We start from the raw sequence: 14,900 nt of genomic DNA on the forward strand, positions 1-14,900 counted from the left end.
CATCTGCACTGAACAAGCTGTCACAGAGGAGACATCGACATGAAATTCAACGTTCCCGACATGAGTTGTGGTCATTGCACCAGTACGATCGAAAAGGCGATCAAGGCAGCTGACGCAAATGCGAGCGTATCTTGCGACATTCCGGCCCGCACGGTTTCTGTTGAAGGTGCACTGTCAACAGAACGGCTGACGGCCCTGCTTCGTGAAGCTGGGTACGAAAATACCGTGACTGCCTAATCTATGGGTCATCGCACCCGTCGTGACGGGTGCGATGACCTAGCGATTTCTAGCGACGGATTTGCCTGGTTTTCTGAGGTTCCGCAGATCATGAGCGCGAAGGCAACAGGATGAGAGCACTGCCTAGGAGGCAAAGAAGAATGCCTGCAATGTCCCAGCGGTCCGGTCGGCTCCCCTCCACTAGCCACATCCAGATCATGGACGCCGCTATGTAGACGCCCCCGTAAGCTGCATATGCCCGACCGGCCATTTCGCTTTCTGCGCGCGTCAAAAGCCATGCGAAGAGTGCCAAACTTACCAGACCTGGCCCGACCAAAAGCGGCGAACGATCGAGCCGCAACCATGCCCAGAAAGCAAAACATCCAGCGATCTCGGCAAAGGCAGCAATAAGATACCAAAGGTAAGTCATCTTCTCGCCGCCTCTTTCAGTGGTAGGCCGTGCCTAGGTCTTTTGGTCTGTAGGGGCTCCGACTCATTCGCCTGCATCATTGCTCATCGGGCGTGATGTCAGAACCCACCGCAGAGTGCTAGTTTGCCGACGCCCGCACGTTGTCGACCAGTTCCGTGAGCTTATCGCTTTCCACGAAGCCTGGAACCAGATTGTCGCCGATCACAAATGAAGGCGTGCCACTGAAGCCGAGCGACTGCGTCAACCGCATCGAGGTCGCGATATGCTCTTCAATTTCGGGGCGCTCCATGTCAGTTTGAAGGCGTTCGATGTCGAGACCGACCTCTTGTGCTATCCTGAGAACGCTTGCTTCTTCCGCCCGGCCGTTCATACCCATTAGGGCCCAGTGGAATGCCTCATACTTGCCTTGCAGCCGCGATGCGAGTGCAGCTTTGGTTGCAAACACGGATCCGTCCCCGAGAATTGGCCATTCGCGATAGACCAGACGCACATTGGGGTCAGCCTCCAGCAGTGCCAGAACTTCCGGCATAGCGCGGCGACAATATGGGCAGTTGTAATCGAAAAATTCGATAACGGTCACATCCCCATCGGGATTGCCGAGAACCGGTGCATTCGGGTCTTGCTCGAGCAATTGTCGCTGATCGCGCAAGACGGTTGCCTGCGCTTGTGCCTGGGCTTCGGCGTCCTGACGTTGAAGTATTTCGACTGCTTCCATGATGATTTGCGGATTCTCGCGGATAGCCTCATATACAAGTTCCTTGACCCGCGCTTCGTCCAGGTCTGCGGCCTGCACTGCCATTGGAAGTAAGGCAAATGACGATACGAGCATCAAATTTCTGAAAATCATGTCCATTATCCCTCTTGTTCTGCTGCTGTGCGTGCGGCCTGAGCATTGCGCTCTCGCTCTGGCCAGGTCGACTTAATGAAGCCGAGAATGTTCCAAATTTCCTGATCTGTGAGTTTGCCGGCGAAGCCCGGCATGCCACTGTCGAAATCTGAGCCCTGTTGTCGCATCAGTTCCGCCCCCCCGAGCTTGGTGTAGGAGAACAAAATCTGGTCACTATGGTGCCAGGTATGACCGTTGCGATCATGCGGCGGCGCGGGCAGGCGGCCATCTGAACCAGGGCTTCGCCAGTCTGGTTGCCCTTCGAGATTGGCGCCATGGCAGGACGCACAGTTTTCAGAATAGAGAGCTTGCCCCAGTTCGATATTGACGTCGTCAAACGGGGAAGAACCCTGGGAGGCATTGCCGCTGAACCACCAGGTTGCACCTAGCCCAATCAGGCCAATGGATGAAATTACCGCCAGGTAAGCTGATCTCATGCGACCTCCAGCCACGTCATCATGCCGGATGCCGCGTGCGAGAGCATGTGACAGTGAAACAGCCACTTTCCCGGATTGTCGGCAACGAAGGCGATCTCGCGAGTCTCGCCACCGAACATCAGCAAGGTATCCCGCAGGGGACCAACTTCACCGCCCTCCAGCACCTCCCGGAAATGCATCCCGTGCAAATGCATGGCGTGGGGGAAGGATGTATCGTTGTAGATCTCCACTCGCGCTGTTTCACCGCGTGACAGGCTAGCCAGTGGCTTCTCGGTCATGCCCACGGTACCATTGAAAGCCCAGAACTGGTTCGCGTCGACCAGTTGGCGGAACGTTTTTCGCTCACCCTCAAGTATGGCTGCGTCAAGGTTGCCCATTGCCCCGCCTTCCATGTTGAGCCTGATGCGTCTCGCCTGCTCCAGTCCCGGCACATCCATATTAGGGTTCGGTGGCAGAACTTGGGGGACATCCCGCACAGCGGAGGCCAAAGTGCCGGTCACGCGAAACTCGGTTTGGGCAAATCCCTGGCCGTCTTCAAGCCGCACCAGATGAGCACTTTCCCCTTCATCCGCAATGACGTCGACAAACAAATCCGCTCGTTGGCCCGGCCCAAGGATGATCGGTTCGCTGATCTCACTCGGCGTCACCAGTGGCATTCCGTCGAACGCCATCACCCACCCCTTTAGACCTGACAGGCCCAAAACAAAGATCCTGGCATTTGCCGCGTTGATCAACCGAAGCCGCATCCGCTCACCCTGGCTCACGTTGAGCGTAGAATTGAAGCTTCCGTTGGTGGCGACAAAGTTGCCACGTCGGCCTGCATGGCTACGATCATGAACGGCTTCAAAATCTGGGTCGAGTTGTGCGGTCTCCGGGTTGAGGAGCCAATCGTCAAGAATAAGGACTTCATCGCGATCAACATCCGGGGCTATCGGTTCTTCGACGATCAACGCTCCGTAGAGCCCACGAGCGACCTGTTCGACGGAGCGATTATGCGCGTGAAACCAAAAAGTTCCTGCATCTGGAACGGCAAAATCGTAGTCGAAGGTTTCGCCTGTGGGGATGGCATCTTGGGTGAGCCCGGCCACGCCGTCCATCGCATTTGATATCCGCACGCCATGCCAGTGCAGGGACGTCGCCTGCGGCAACTTGTTGACGAGCCGACGTTGAAGACGCGCGCCCTGCCGAACACGGATCACGGGGCCAGGAAACTTTCCGTCATAGCCCCAAATCTCCGTCTTGGGGTAGTCCGGAGGGGCGAGTTGTACGGCGCCACTTTGCGCTGTCATCACCTGAAATTCAGGGGTGGCTGCAGATCCGGCCTTGGGGAAGAAGCTCAACGCACTCATTGCCAACCCCGATTGAATGAATGCTCTTCTGGTGTGTGTCATTTCGTTCTCGTTTGTTGTGCGAGCCAGTTTTGGCTCACACATTGTCTCTATTGCAGTCACATGTCTTTATTAGCAGCGGCGCCCTCGCCCTGAGCGACCCGGTCGGCTCGAGGTTCGTCACCATCAAGCAAGTACACGGCCATCGCTTCCAGATCATCGGGGGACAAAAAGCGCGTATTGCCCTGCACGACCTCCACCATGCTGCCGCCGAAAGCGTCGCCTGACGGCGTCACGCCAGTACGCAACGCATAGGCGAGGTTGGAAACGGTCCAGCCGCGTTCCGCCAGAGAGTTCGGCGTGATCGAAGGCGCCTTGCTCCCCCCTGGCAATGCCTCATTTCCAGCAAAAACCGCGTCAAGCAGGCGCCCGCCTCCGATATTGCGTGGCGTGTGGCAAGCACCGCAATGTGCTGCACCTCGAACCAGCTCGCGACCGCGGTTCCATTGTGCGTTTTTCTCGTCAATGGGTTCCGTGGGTGGATCGTAGAGATAGGCCGCCCGCCATAGCTTCAGGCCCCATCTCTGATCGAAAGGAAACTTGACATCATGCTCAAGCGCTGCCTCGGCGACTGGTGGCACGGTCTGGAAAGCTGCCCAAAGGTCGGCAATGTCCTGATCCGTGAAATCCGCATAGAACGGATAGGAAAAAGCGGGATAATACGGCTCTCCGCTAGGACTAATGCCCTGGCGAACCGCCTTGGCGAACTGCTCAACCGTCCACCCCCCGATGCCGTTCTCTTTGTCTGTCGTCAGATTGGGCGGAAAAAACGTGCCAAAATCTGTCGCCAGCCCCGCGCCGCCTGCGAGTGCGGCGCCGCCAGCCTCTGAATTGGTGTGGCATGAAATGCACCCGGATACGCGAGCCAAATAGGCGCCGCGCTGGACATCACCCGTTTGCGTGATCGACGCGGGCACCTTGCCAATCGGCCAGATCACAAGGCCGCCGACCACAAGGGCGCAAAGCGCCCCTGCAGCAAAGACCAGTTTTTTCATCCGGCACATCTTTACTTCGCCTCGTAGCGGAATTTCGCGTGACATGCCGAACATGTCTGGGTCACCATGTTGAATGCCCCATCTGCGGGCATCGAGGCATAGTCCATCATCGGGCTTCCTGACGAAGTTCCCATCATGGACGAAGCTCCCATCATGCTTCCGGGGGATTGCGTGCCCATCATGGAGCCTGCATCCATTCCCGCACCTGACGCCATAAGCCCGTTGTCGGCGGCCTCGGCAAGACCTTCGCTAACCACCTTGAGCTGCTCTGCGAGCGCACTGAATTCTTCCCAATCCGACCAGATCTCGGACTTTGCTTCGGACGGTTTCCCAGCAGACCCTTCGGGAAACAATTCGGTCATGCCTTCGCTATGTTCGACAAAGACGCGTGCTCCCGTACGAACAGCTTCAGCATCATAGGTGATTTCACCACGCATCATCGGAGCCAGTTCTTTGACCGATTGCCCCATGGCCATCATGCCGTCCATGCGTTCTTTGACGACACCTTCCGCGCCACCATGTGCAAATGCAGCTGCGGCCATTGTCGTTCCAGCCAAGAGGCCGATCATCAGTTTGCTTTTCATCGTTCCGTATCCTGTATTTCCATGCTTGATAGATTTAATTTGATGAGGCGTGGTTGCCCCTAGGTCAGGATAGGTGTTTGGGAGGCGGGGTGTCCCTTAGGACATTCCGGTTAGAAAAGCTCTGATCTGGATGTTCGCGAGGCAATTGCGACAAGTTGGTCGAAGCTCTCGGAGCTGATAAAATGACAATTACCATATTTTTCGAGCAGTCCGGCCCCGGATCGCAATGCCCGGGGAGAAGATTATCTGCATCTTCCTCATGAGAGGTCTGATGTTTTTGCGCACTTCGTTCGGAAACTTTGGCAGCGACCGTTTCATGGCCAATTGCATCGAGAGATCCCGCCGGGAGGACGACAAATAACGCGATCGAGACCAACAGGAGAATCTGGATCGCGCTACGGAATATGTTCAGCCTGGCGACCAAAGTCAGTTGATCCCGTTCGCGCGCTGCAGTTCGCGCACGTATCCCGCAATCATCTTCACATCACCTTGGGTGAGGCCTTCAACGGGAGGCATATTGCCAAAATTCCAGTGATGAGATTGGACGCCGTTTTGCGCCGCATTCAGGAACGCGGCATCCGAATGGTGGTTCGGCTCGTAGATTTTGTGAACAAGCGGAGGAGCGACCCCATTCTGGCCTGCGGCATTTTCACCATGACAGCTGGCGCATTTTGCCTCGAACGCGCGTTGCCCCATTTGGGCTTGCGGAGAGAATTCAGCTGGAAGGAGTACATTGGCAATGGGCGCGCCCTGAGGTATGCCGCTCGTGTCCGGCGGAACCATTGAGTGTCCTTGAGCAGTCTGCGCCGGGGCCGGCTGCAACGCCTGCCAACCGACCGCTCCAAGGCCGAGCACGAAGAACCCGCCAACGAACCATCCCCAGAAATTCATAGTGTTTTACTCTCCTGCATGTGATCCGTTCAGATCAACTTAACCTGCGTCCCGACCGGCGTGCGGTCGAAGACCTCTTCTATATGTTCGTTGTAAAGGCCGATGCAGCCGTTTGATGATCTACGCCCGATTTTCCGCGTGTCTTGAGTTCCGTGGATCCTGTAGTATTGCCACGACAGATAGAGCGCACGCGTTCCCAAAGGATTGGAGGGATCTCCTCCAGGCACATAGGCTGGCCATTCCGGGTTGCGTTCACGCATTGAAGGGGTCGGCGCCCAACCTGGATTTTCCCGTTTCTCGACAACTTCTGTATACCCGCGCTTCGTCAATTCATCAGTCAAGGGAACAGAGGTCGGGTAAATCCGCATCTCTTCATCTTCTGTCCAGTGTTGGAGCACCTTTGTGACAGTATCCGAAATGATGATGCCCTTCCCGAGACGGTCAAAGTGATCACGCCAATTGTGGAGAACGAACGACGAGATATTGCGTCTTACCAAACCAGCCTCTTCCGCCCGGAGAGTGTGGGGGGTCATCAAGAATGCGCCTGAAATTGCAATCAGGCTCCGCCTGTTCAAACTCTGTCTCTCTGCCATTTGTTCGTCCTTGGTTACTCAATTGGACGAGACAGGCATTGCTCAGATGGGGCTGAATCTCAACCGCAACAGGCCGCAAGATTTGTATCGAAGTGTATCCTTGACCTTCCAGCGGGAGATCAAGCTAAACAGGATACGTTGACCAAAATCAGAGGTGGATTCCATGCAAGAGGATAGCGAGTCAGGTGGCAATCGCCACGGAAAGTTGATGCACTGGGGCATGATGGCTTGCTGTGCTGTCATGCTTCTACCCATCGCAGCTTTCCTGATTGGCGGAGGCACCGTCGCAGGCCTTTGGGCAAACGCTACCGTCTTTGCGCCTCTGGTGCTCTGCGTTGGCGCCCATTTTGTGATGCACAAGATGATGGGGCGTTCATGCCATGGAAGCGACAAGCACAAGAAGACCGCCCCCCAGCCAGTGCTGATTGAAGATATGACCGACAGCGCCGTCCGGCGGTAAGTCGAAATGAGAACAAGAGCGCGGCTGGCGACTGTCTTCTTGGGAGCGATTTTCGTGAGCGCTTGTTCCGGCGGACCAGTCCTGTGCCCGACAAACCCGCCGCCAACTTTGTCGACAAAGTCACCAGAGCTGGAGCTGCCCAATGGATGTCGTCTGGCAGGGCCTATCTCCAACGGTGTGGGCCAGTTGGATTGTGTAAACGGCCGATCAGGCTTTGTTGCCACTCAAGTTCAAAGCCTGGAGATAGTGCGATGACCATCTGGCGCTCGCCAATCCGTCTTGCTTTCTGCGGTACCCTCGCTGCCGCAATGTTCTGGCTCTTGATCCCCTTTGCTGCAACGGCCGAGGTATCAGTCGCCCACAAGGTCACTGCGGTGGAAGCGCGGCTGATCTCCGCCGAGGATGCCGTTTCCGCCGAAGCTCAAACGCTCTCCGCCGGTCTGGATCTGAACCTTGCTGACGGATGGAAAACCTATTGGCGTTCGCCTGGCGAGGTTGGCATTCCGCCACAGATCGACTGGAGCGGGTCGACGAATGTCGCGGGCGTTGATTTCCTATGGCCTGCGCCCGAGCGGTTCACTGCCTTTGGCATCGAAAACTTCGGCTATCATGATGAGGTTGTCTTTCCACTTCAGATCACCCTGAAGGATCCTGGGGAACCTGTCGAACTCAGAGCAAACGTCAAGCTCTTGACCTGCTCAGCAGTTTGTGTCCCCCAGGATTTTGACTTGGCACTTTCGTTGCCTCAGGGGAACTCAATCGATCAAGTCTCGGCTAATCGTATCGGGGCATTTCTCGCACGCGTTCCGGCGGAAGGAGGAGCGGCAGGCGTGACCGCCGCCACATCCCATATAAACGATGATTTCACCCGCCTATCGATAGAAATAGCTGCCACGACTGCCTTCAAAACCCCGGACGTCTTTCCTGAAATTGGTGATGGCAACACGTTGGGGAAGCCCGACATTCGCCTTGGGGCAAGCGGGCGAACGCTTTGGGCTGAATTCCCAATTCTTGCCTACATGGCAGATACAGACGCGCCGCCACGGGTAACCGTGACGGACGGGCCGGATCACGCCCTCACCGTCACGCCAGATCGGGCAACAACCGCCCCAACTCCCCCTTTCAGTATTGATCGGGTGGTCCCCGGCATTGATCAAGTGATCTGGATCGCCATCATCGCTTTTCTTGGGGGCTTGATCCTGAACGCCATGCCTTGCGTGCTTCCTGTTCTGTCGATCAAGTTATCTTCTGCCCTGAAATCCGAAGGACGCGGCAATGCCCAAGTCAGGGCAGGCTTCTTGGCCGCCGCCGCCGGAGTCATGGTCTTTATGTGGGCACTCGCGGCTGTTCTCTTCGCATTGCAAAAGATTGGCGTTGCCGTCGGTTGGGGGCTCCAGTTCCAGAGCCCAACGTTCCTGGTTCTGATGCTCCTGATCCTTGGTCTGTTCACCGCAAACCTGTTTGGACTGTTCGAATTCTCTTTGCCTGCCGCCCTGACAACGCGGTTGATGAAAGCAGGAGGTACGGCCGGGTATGGAGCGGATTTTGCCACCGGATTTTTCGGGGCGGTCATGGCTACTCCCTGCTCCGCGCCGTTTCTTGGAACAGCTATCGCATTCGCACTTGCGGGGCGGGTGATAGACATCGCTGTCGTTTTCACCTTTCTCGGGTTAGGTCTGGCCAGCCCATATCTGTTGGTGGCCATCGTGCCGAACGTTGTTCGGTTCGTGCCCAAGCCCGGCCGCTGGATGATCGCCTTGAAAGCCGGCCTTGGCATCCTCCTGATGGGTACCGCGGCATGGCTGTTCTATGTCCTGCTCGGCGTTGCTGGATCGCGCGCGGCCCTAACAGTTGCATCTCTCGGTGCGGTTATGCTCTTCATAGCGGCATCGCCCTGGGTGCCAAGATCTCTTCGCTGGCCCTTTGGGCTGGCGCTGGCGGCACTCGCGGTCGCGGCCGCGCCATTCTTGGCAACACCCGCCGCACCCGATGCCCAAGCAGGAAAAATTGCCTGGGTCACATTTGACCGCGGCGATATTGCCCGTCGAGTATCACGCGGAGAGGTCGTTTTTGTCGATGTAACCGCCGATTGGTGTTTGACCTGCAAAGCCAACAAGGCGCTCGTTCTTGAACGCGACCCGGTTCTTTCGGCATTGAACAGCTCTGGTGTCACGCCGATGCTGGCCGACTGGACCCGCCCAGATGACGCGATCACCCGTTTTTTGGAGACCAACAACCGTTACGGCATTCCATTCAACGCGGTTTATGGGCCGTCTGCTCCCGAAGGAATTATCCTATCTGAAATATTGTCGACTCAGGATGTTCTTGCTGCTCTGCACGCGGCGCGTCCGGGGGCCGCTCAAGCAACGCTCATCGAGGACGATGTGAAGGTTTCCAGATTTGGAAACACTTTGGAGCAAAGTGCCGACTGAGTAATTTCGCCTAAGCTGCGCATCAAGGACGCCGAGTCAGGCAGCATTTAACGCCCTGATTTAGATCAACCACACCATCTGGATAGCGTGTTATAATCACCTAGGAAGGACTCAAATCATGCGATCAAGGCCACATATCGATGTCAGAAGAGTGTCGCGTATTCGCGTCAGCTTCGTCCTGATATTGATCGGAGCCTTGTTTTTCGGTCTCATTGCCGATGGTTTGCATGCGCATGAGGGCGAGCCTGCCGGGTTAGAGACGCAGATTGTTCAGGTCACCGACGCAAATTCCTCCGTCCACGTTATTCTGGACGCGGATTGCGGAATTCATCCCGGTTGCGCCGCTGCTCTGATCCCTAACGGGCTTGTCAGCGCAGTAGTTTCGAACCGTAGCACGCGAATGGTAATGTCGTGGCGGCAATCGGCGTCTTTCGCCGATGACGAATTCATACACGTCCCCATTCTCTTCTGAGCATTCCAGTCAGCGAGGTAGCGAAGCGCCTCCCTTTCGGCTTTTACGCCAATCGTGACGCTTAGGTTTTTCGACAGGCTCGTAGTCTGGATGTCCGGATTCTACCTGACCGCGCTCCTCACTTCATTCGCTCCTATCAACCGTGGATCCGCCGGTTTTCTGCCCTCGCCACGGCCACCGCATGATCTCGACCAGATAAAGGTTCCAAAAATGAACATGTCGTCCCGCATCGCCTATACGCTCGCCACTTTGTTCGTGTCAGCACCAGCTTTGGCCGCTCCGCCTACGGTCTTCATTCCAGAGGGCAGCGCCAATTCAGTCCTGATGGTTCAGGCGGAGACTGGAAAAGTCCTGCGTCGGATCAATGATGTCGAGGCGGTCCACGGTCTCGCAGGCGCACCCGGCGTGCCGTATCTGGTCGCCGGCAGCTATTCGGAGATCCCGCGCGAGGATGTCGCGTCGCTAGAAAAGCCCTCCACCGTGTCTGCAGACGATCACGCCGCGCACCACGCACCAAAGGCCGCGCCAATGGGGCCACCGGATGCCGGGATCAGTCTTCTCTCGATTCTGGACGCAAAAAGTGGCGATATCCTCCGCCGGATAGAGGTGCCGGGTGCCGTACATCATACGGCAGTTTCCCCTGATGGACGCTTTGCCGTTGCGACCCATCCGGCAGGTGACGGAATATCGGTGATTGACTTGGCGACTTTCGGCATGACGGCATTTGTCCCGACTGGATCGATGCCGAACTATGCAGCGTTCGGAACTGATCCAAATCTCGTCTACGTCTCCAACACCGGTAACGGAACGATCAGCGAAGTAGATCTGTCGCGGGGTATCGTTCGTCGCAACTTCATTGCAGGTGACACCCCGGAACATATGGCGGTTTCGCCCGAAACTGATCGACTCTTTGTCGCAGACGCGGACGCAGGTCAGGTTCTGGAACTGTCTTTGAGTACCGGTGAAAAGCTGCGGACCTTCGAAATTGGCGGCGAGATTCATGGACTGGGGCTGTCAAATGATGGGGCAACTTTGTTCGTCGCGGGTAGGGGAGAGGACAAACTCGCCTCAGTTGCACTCGCTACCGGGGAAGTGCGCACAGCCACGCTTGCACCAGAACCCTACCACCTGACGGTAATTCCAGGCTCCGACATCCTTTATGTCTCAAGCCGTGCAGAGCCCGTGGTTTGGCTCATCGATACCAGCTCACTGCAAACGCGTGAAACAGTTTCTGTCGAAGGAGAAGGACATCAGATGGTGGCGCTTCCCTGAAGGGCTGCCGATGGGAATGAAAGGCACAGGATCATGGCACAGGACACTCGCCCAACACTTCGTTTTCTGGGAGCCGCCGGAACAGTAACCGGATCGCGCTATCTGATTGAAACCGGGGATCGCCGCATTCTAGTTGATTGTGGCTTGTTTCAAGGCTTCAAATCGCTGCGGGACCGCAACCGCAAGGCGTTTCCGGTACGCCCCACCACCATTGACACCGTACTTCTGACGCACGCGCATCTCGATCATTCAGGCTATCTGCCTGCGCTGATCCGCGGCGGGTATCGAGGGAAGGTGATGTGTACCGAAGCGACGGAGGAACTCTGCGGCCTGATCCTGCCGGACAGCGGCCATATCCAGGAAGAGGAGGCACGTTTTGCCAAAAGGCACCGATACTCCAAGCACAAGAACCCCAAGCCGCTCTACACGTTGAAAGATGCTCAGGCGGCGCTTGAGCATTTGCACAGAGTTCCCTTCAACAGCACAGTCGATGTTGGTGACGGAATATCCGCAGAGTTCATCCCGGCGGGCCATTTGCTCGGTGCGGCGCAGATCCGTATCAGACTGCCAGGAAGGACAATCCACTTCAGTGGCGACCTCGGCCGACAGAACGACGCACTGATGCGACCACCACAACCGTTCTCAGGTGCGGACGTGTTGGTTTGTGAATCCACCTATGGCAATCGCCATCACGCAGCCATCGACGCGGAGGAAGAGCTTCTGCCAATCCTGAAACGTGTTTTCGGGCGGGGCGGTACGGTTCTCATCCCCTCATTCGCGGTTGGGCGCGCGCAGGGGCTTATGTATCACATTGCACGCCTGCAAAACCGCGGCGAGATCCCATATGTGCCGGTTTATCTCAACTCGCCAATGGCGATCGACGCGACCGAAATCTACCACGGCCATCACGAAGAACATCACGTTGCCTGGGAGGATTGCCTTGCGATGTTCCAGATCGCCAAGCGGGTCACTTCGGTCGAGGAGTCGAAGAAGCTGAACACGCAGCATGGCCCGATGATCATCATTTCGGCGAGCGGCATGTTGACCGGCGGGCGGATCCTGCATCACCTCGCCAGCTTCGGCGGCGACCCGCGCAACGCAATCCTGCTGTCGGGCTTTCAGGCTGGCGGTACCCGCGGGGCGGCACTGGCCGCTGGCGCGGACAGTCTGCGCATGTTCGGTCGAGATTTCCCGATCAGGGCAGAGGTGATCCAGCTCGAAGCCTTTTCCGGACATGCCGATGCCGAAGAGTTGCTGGCCTGGATGCGCGCGTCGGATCGCGCGCCGCGCATGACCTATGTGACTCACGGCGAACCTTCTGCCTCGGACCGGCTGCGCTGGCGGATCGAACATGAACTCGGCTGGCCTGCCCGCGCCCCCGAACACCTCGAAACGATCCGGCTGGACAATCCAAAATGACAGAAATCGACAATACGCTCGCCCTGTCCCGCGCGGGGATCGACACTTACCGGCAACCCGTTGTCTTCATGCGCGAAGACTGCCACGTCTGCCGCGCCGAAGGCTTCGCAGCCCTGACCCGGATCGAGGTCACGCTCGGCGACAGGTCGGTGATTGCCACGCTGAACGTGTTGACCAATGGCGACTGGCTGCCCGACGACACTGCCGCCTTGTCGGAAGAAGCCTGGGCCGCCCTGAAGCCCCAACCGGGGGACCGGGCAAGTTTTACGCACCCGGAGCCACCGGACTCCGTCTCAGCGATCCGCGCCAAGGTCTATGGAGAAACCCTTGAGCAGCAAAGGTTCGACGCAATCATTCGTGACGTCCTCGATCATCGTCTCTCCGATCTCGATCTGGCAGCCTTCATCACCGCCTGCGCGGGCGACCGGCTTTCGATTGCGGAAACCATCGCACTGACCCGATCCATGCAGGCGGCGGGCGAAACGCTGGATTGGGGCGGCGCCGAGATCTACGACAAGCATTGCGTCGGGGGGCTTCCAGGAAACCGCACCACGCCGATCATCGTTTCGATCATCGCGGCGGCGGGGCTGATGATCCCCAAGACCTCTTCTCGCGCGATCACTTCCCCCGCAGGCACGGCCGACACGATGGAGGTCATGGCTCCCGTCTCGCTCGACATCCCCGCGTTGAGACGCGTCGTCGAGGCTGAGGGCGGGTGCATCGTTTGGGGGGGCAACCTCGCTCTCAGCCCTGCGGACGATGTTCTGATCCGGATTGAACGGCCACTCGATTTCGACAGCGACGGACAGCTGGTGGCGAGCGTCTTGTCGAAGAAGGCTGCGGTCGGTGCGAAGCGCGTGCTGATCGATGTGCCCGTCGGACCAACGGCCAAGGTCCGCTCGGCGGAAACCGCCGCTGCGCTGGCAGAGCGGCTCCGCGCCGTTGGCAAGGCCATCGGCCTGACGCTCTCGATCCATCAAAGCGACGGGACTGCACCTGTCGGACGCGGAATTGGACCCGCACTTGAAGCCCAAGATGTCCTTGCCGTGCTACGCCGCAACGAGAACTTCCCTGTCGACCTGCGCGACCGTGCACTCGACATCGCTGGAGCGCTGCTGGACCTTGTCCCCGAGACGGGCGGCGCGGGCGGGCGAAAGGTGGCCGCACAGCTGCTCGACAGCGGCGCTGCCGAGGCGAAGTTCATTGCGATTTGCGATGCACAAGGCGGTTTCACTGAGCCCGGTGAGGCGCGTTATCATGCGGTGATCACCTCCCGCACGGCGGGGCGCCTCATTGCGATTGACAATCGCCGCATCGCGCGCACAGCGAAACTCGCCGGCGCACCGCGGCAGCAGCTCGCAGGGCTGCGCCTTCTGGTCCAGATCGGTGACCATATCGAATTTGGCAAGCCGCTGTTCGAGATCCACGCCGAAACGCTGGGAGAACTGGAATACGCCCGCTCCTATGCCGAGGCGCAATTGGGACTTTGCACAATTGAGGAGGCAAACTGATGACCATTATCGCCCCCTTTCCCGGCATGGAGCCATTGGCGCGCAGAATGGCGGCGACATCCGGTGCCGAAATCCAGCCGGTGGACTTGCACCATTTTCCCGATGGTGAAACCCTCGTGAAGCTCGGCGGCGATCCTGCAGGACGCGAAATCGCCTTCCTCGCCACGTTGCGCGATCCTGATCGGCTGGCGTTGCCTCTGCGTTTCGCAGCTCTGACGGCGCGCGAACTTGGGGCCGCGCGTGTGGGGCTGGTCGCGCCCTATCTTGGCTACATGCGCCAGGACAAGCGGTTTCATCCACGCGAAGCTGTGAGCGCCCCGATCTTCGCGGGATTTCTTGATGAATGTTTCGACTGGGTGATGACCGCTGACCCCCATCTGCATCGCAACCCGAGCCTTTCAGCGCTGTTCCGCATTCCCGCATATCGTGTCGCCACAGCCCCTCTGCTGGCCGACTGGATTGCGGCGAACGTTCCAGAGGCCGTGCTCCTTGGGCCTGACAGCGAAAGCCAGCAATGGGTGGCTGAAGTCGCCAGGCTCGCCGGACGCCCCTACGAAGTGCTGACAAAACATCGCTCCGGGGATCGGCAGGTCGAGATCAGCCTGCCGGGCAGCGCCGTTTTCCGACAGGGGACACCCGTGATCCTCGATGATATCGCCTCGTCCGGACACACGCTGATCCGAACGCTCGAACAACTCGAGCAGGCCGGTGCCCGACCTGCGACTTGCGTAATTATCCACGCGGTTTTCGCACACGGCGCAGAGGAAGCAATCCGCCATGCCGGTGCCGCGCGGATCGTCAGTACCGATACGATTCCACACTCAACGAACGCAGTCTGCGTCGGCGAGCTGTTAGCGACAGAAATGAAAGTTGCTCAATGCGCCACTTGACCTTCCAGTTACTGGAAGAATTAG

15 protein-coding genes are annotated in these 14,900 nt (G+C 58.0%); 7 read left to right on the top strand and 8 right to left on the bottom strand.

The annotated features are described in order from the left end of the window. Positions 1 to 39 precede the first annotated feature (39 nt). On the top strand, positions 40 to 237 hold the full coding sequence (locus CRO50_RS19130) for a heavy-metal-associated domain-containing protein (RefSeq protein ID WP_009573644.1): 198 nt from the start codon (positions 40 to 42) through the stop codon (positions 235 to 237). 88 nt (positions 238 to 325) lie between these two features. Here the strand turns inward: CRO50_RS19130 and CRO50_RS19135 are convergent, their stop codons facing one another. From CRO50_RS19135 to CRO50_RS19170, 8 genes are all read right to left on the bottom strand, one after another. Beyond that, positions 326 to 646, bottom strand: a complete 321-nt coding sequence (locus CRO50_RS19135; protein ID WP_009573643.1) for a YnfA family protein — start codon at positions 644 to 646, stop codon at positions 326 to 328. Between the two features lie 118 nt (positions 647 to 764). Beyond that, entirely contained in the window at positions 765 to 1,493 is a 729-nt protein-coding gene (locus tag CRO50_RS19140) for a DsbA family protein (protein WP_028095397.1), read from the bottom strand. Between the two features lie 5 nt (positions 1,494 to 1,498). Next, on the bottom strand, positions 1,499 to 1,969 hold the full coding sequence (locus CRO50_RS19145) for a c-type cytochrome (RefSeq protein WP_009573641.1): 471 nt from the start codon (positions 1,967 to 1,969) through the stop codon (positions 1,499 to 1,501). Further along, on the bottom strand, positions 1,966 to 3,360 hold the full coding sequence (locus CRO50_RS19150; protein WP_028095398.1) for a multicopper oxidase family protein: 1,395 nt from the start codon (positions 3,358 to 3,360) through the stop codon (positions 1,966 to 1,968). The genes CRO50_RS19145 and CRO50_RS19150 overlap by 4 nt, the downstream gene beginning before the upstream one ends. A gap of 56 nt (positions 3,361 to 3,416) precedes the next feature. Continuing rightward, the gene (locus CRO50_RS19155; protein WP_009573639.1) at positions 3,417 to 4,352 is read right to left on the bottom strand and encodes a c-type cytochrome; all 936 of its coding nucleotides are present in this window, start codon (positions 4,350 to 4,352) and stop codon (positions 3,417 to 3,419) included. An 11-nt stretch (positions 4,353 to 4,363) separates the two neighbouring features. Beyond that, positions 4,364 to 4,936, bottom strand: coding sequence for a c-type cytochrome (locus CRO50_RS19160; RefSeq protein ID WP_009573638.1), 573 nt, complete (start codon positions 4,934 to 4,936; stop codon positions 4,364 to 4,366). A gap of 426 nt (positions 4,937 to 5,362) precedes the next feature. Further along, on the bottom strand, positions 5,363 to 5,827 hold the full coding sequence (locus CRO50_RS19165) for a c-type cytochrome (protein ID WP_009573637.1): 465 nt from the start codon (positions 5,825 to 5,827) through the stop codon (positions 5,363 to 5,365). A 29-nt stretch (positions 5,828 to 5,856) separates the two neighbouring features. Beyond that, the gene (locus CRO50_RS19170; RefSeq protein WP_097147517.1) at positions 5,857 to 6,420 is read right to left on the bottom strand and encodes a L,D-transpeptidase; all 564 of its coding nucleotides are present in this window, start codon (positions 6,418 to 6,420) and stop codon (positions 5,857 to 5,859) included. Positions 6,421 to 6,583: 163 nt separating this feature from the next. Between CRO50_RS19170 and CRO50_RS19175 the strand changes: the two genes are divergently transcribed. The 6 genes from CRO50_RS19175 (at position 6,584) to CRO50_RS19205 (ending at position 14,876) form a co-directional block, all read left to right on the top strand. Continuing rightward, complete coding sequence (locus CRO50_RS19175) at positions 6,584 to 6,880, top strand: DUF2933 domain-containing protein (RefSeq protein ID WP_009573635.1); 297 nt, start codon at positions 6,584 to 6,586, stop codon at positions 6,878 to 6,880. Between the two features lie 251 nt (positions 6,881 to 7,131). Further along, a complete protein-coding gene (locus CRO50_RS19180; RefSeq protein WP_097147518.1) occupies positions 7,132 to 9,312 on the top strand; it encodes a protein-disulfide reductase DsbD family protein in 2,181 nt (726 codons plus the stop codon). A gap of 562 nt (positions 9,313 to 9,874) precedes the next feature. Then, entirely contained in the window at positions 9,875 to 11,056 is a 1,182-nt protein-coding gene (locus CRO50_RS19190; RefSeq protein WP_229861855.1) for a YncE family protein, read from the top strand. A 33-nt stretch (positions 11,057 to 11,089) separates the two neighbouring features. Then, on the top strand, positions 11,090 to 12,475 hold the full coding sequence (locus CRO50_RS19195) for an MBL fold metallo-hydrolase RNA specificity domain-containing protein (protein ID WP_009573627.1): 1,386 nt from the start codon (positions 11,090 to 11,092) through the stop codon (positions 12,473 to 12,475). Continuing rightward, a complete protein-coding gene (locus tag CRO50_RS19200) occupies positions 12,472 to 13,986 on the top strand; it encodes a thymidine phosphorylase family protein (protein ID WP_009573626.1) in 1,515 nt (504 codons plus the stop codon). Before CRO50_RS19195 ends, CRO50_RS19200 begins: the two co-directional genes overlap by 4 nt. Beyond that, positions 13,986 to 14,876 carry a ribose-phosphate diphosphokinase gene (locus CRO50_RS19205; protein ID WP_009573625.1) on the top strand — a complete coding sequence of 297 codons (891 nt, stop codon included), beginning with the start codon at positions 13,986 to 13,988 and terminating at the stop codon, positions 14,874 to 14,876. Before CRO50_RS19200 ends, CRO50_RS19205 begins: the two co-directional genes overlap by 1 nt. Positions 14,877 to 14,900 lie beyond the last annotated feature (24 nt).

The organism is Pseudooceanicola antarcticus (genome assembly GCF_900215355.1).
Classification (GTDB): Bacteria; Pseudomonadota; Alphaproteobacteria; order Rhodobacterales; family Rhodobacteraceae; genus Pseudooceanicola; species Pseudooceanicola antarcticus.

Excerpts from the sequence above, each read along its gene's own strand:
- CRO50_RS19180 (WP_097147518.1), top strand. The coding sequence starts at position 7,132 with ATGACCATCTGGCGCTCGCCAATCCGTCTTGCTTTCTGCGGTACCCTC.
- CRO50_RS19170 (WP_097147517.1), bottom strand. The coding sequence starts at position 6,420 with ATGGCAGAGAGACAGAGTTTGAACAGGCGGAGCCTGATTGCAATTTCA.
- CRO50_RS19135 (WP_009573643.1), bottom strand. The coding sequence starts at position 646 with ATGACTTACCTTTGGTATCTTATTGCTGCCTTTGCCGAGATCGCTGGA.
- CRO50_RS19130 (WP_009573644.1), top strand. The coding sequence starts at position 40 with ATGAAATTCAACGTTCCCGACATGAGTTGTGGTCATTGCACCAGTACG.
- CRO50_RS19140 (WP_028095397.1), bottom strand. The coding sequence starts at position 1,493 with ATGATTTTCAGAAATTTGATGCTCGTATCGTCATTTGCCTTACTTCCA.
- CRO50_RS19165 (WP_009573637.1), bottom strand. The coding sequence starts at position 5,827 with ATGAATTTCTGGGGATGGTTCGTTGGCGGGTTCTTCGTGCTCGGCCTT.
- CRO50_RS19175 (WP_009573635.1), top strand. The coding sequence starts at position 6,584 with ATGCAAGAGGATAGCGAGTCAGGTGGCAATCGCCACGGAAAGTTGATG.
- CRO50_RS19195 (WP_009573627.1), top strand. The coding sequence starts at position 11,090 with ATGGCACAGGACACTCGCCCAACACTTCGTTTTCTGGGAGCCGCCGGA.
- CRO50_RS19160 (WP_009573638.1), bottom strand. The coding sequence starts at position 4,936 with ATGAAAAGCAAACTGATGATCGGCCTCTTGGCTGGAACGACAATGGCC.
- CRO50_RS19150 (WP_028095398.1), bottom strand. The coding sequence starts at position 3,360 with ATGACACACACCAGAAGAGCATTCATTCAATCGGGGTTGGCAATGAGT.
- CRO50_RS19205 (WP_009573625.1), top strand. The coding sequence starts at position 13,986 with ATGACCATTATCGCCCCCTTTCCCGGCATGGAGCCATTGGCGCGCAGA.
- CRO50_RS19155 (WP_009573639.1), bottom strand. The coding sequence starts at position 4,352 with ATGAAAAAACTGGTCTTTGCTGCAGGGGCGCTTTGCGCCCTTGTGGTC.
- CRO50_RS19200 (WP_009573626.1), top strand. The coding sequence starts at position 12,472 with ATGACAGAAATCGACAATACGCTCGCCCTGTCCCGCGCGGGGATCGAC.
- CRO50_RS19190 (WP_229861855.1), top strand. The coding sequence starts at position 9,875 with ATGTCCGGATTCTACCTGACCGCGCTCCTCACTTCATTCGCTCCTATC.
- CRO50_RS19145 (WP_009573641.1), bottom strand. The coding sequence starts at position 1,969 with ATGAGATCAGCTTACCTGGCGGTAATTTCATCCATTGGCCTGATTGGG.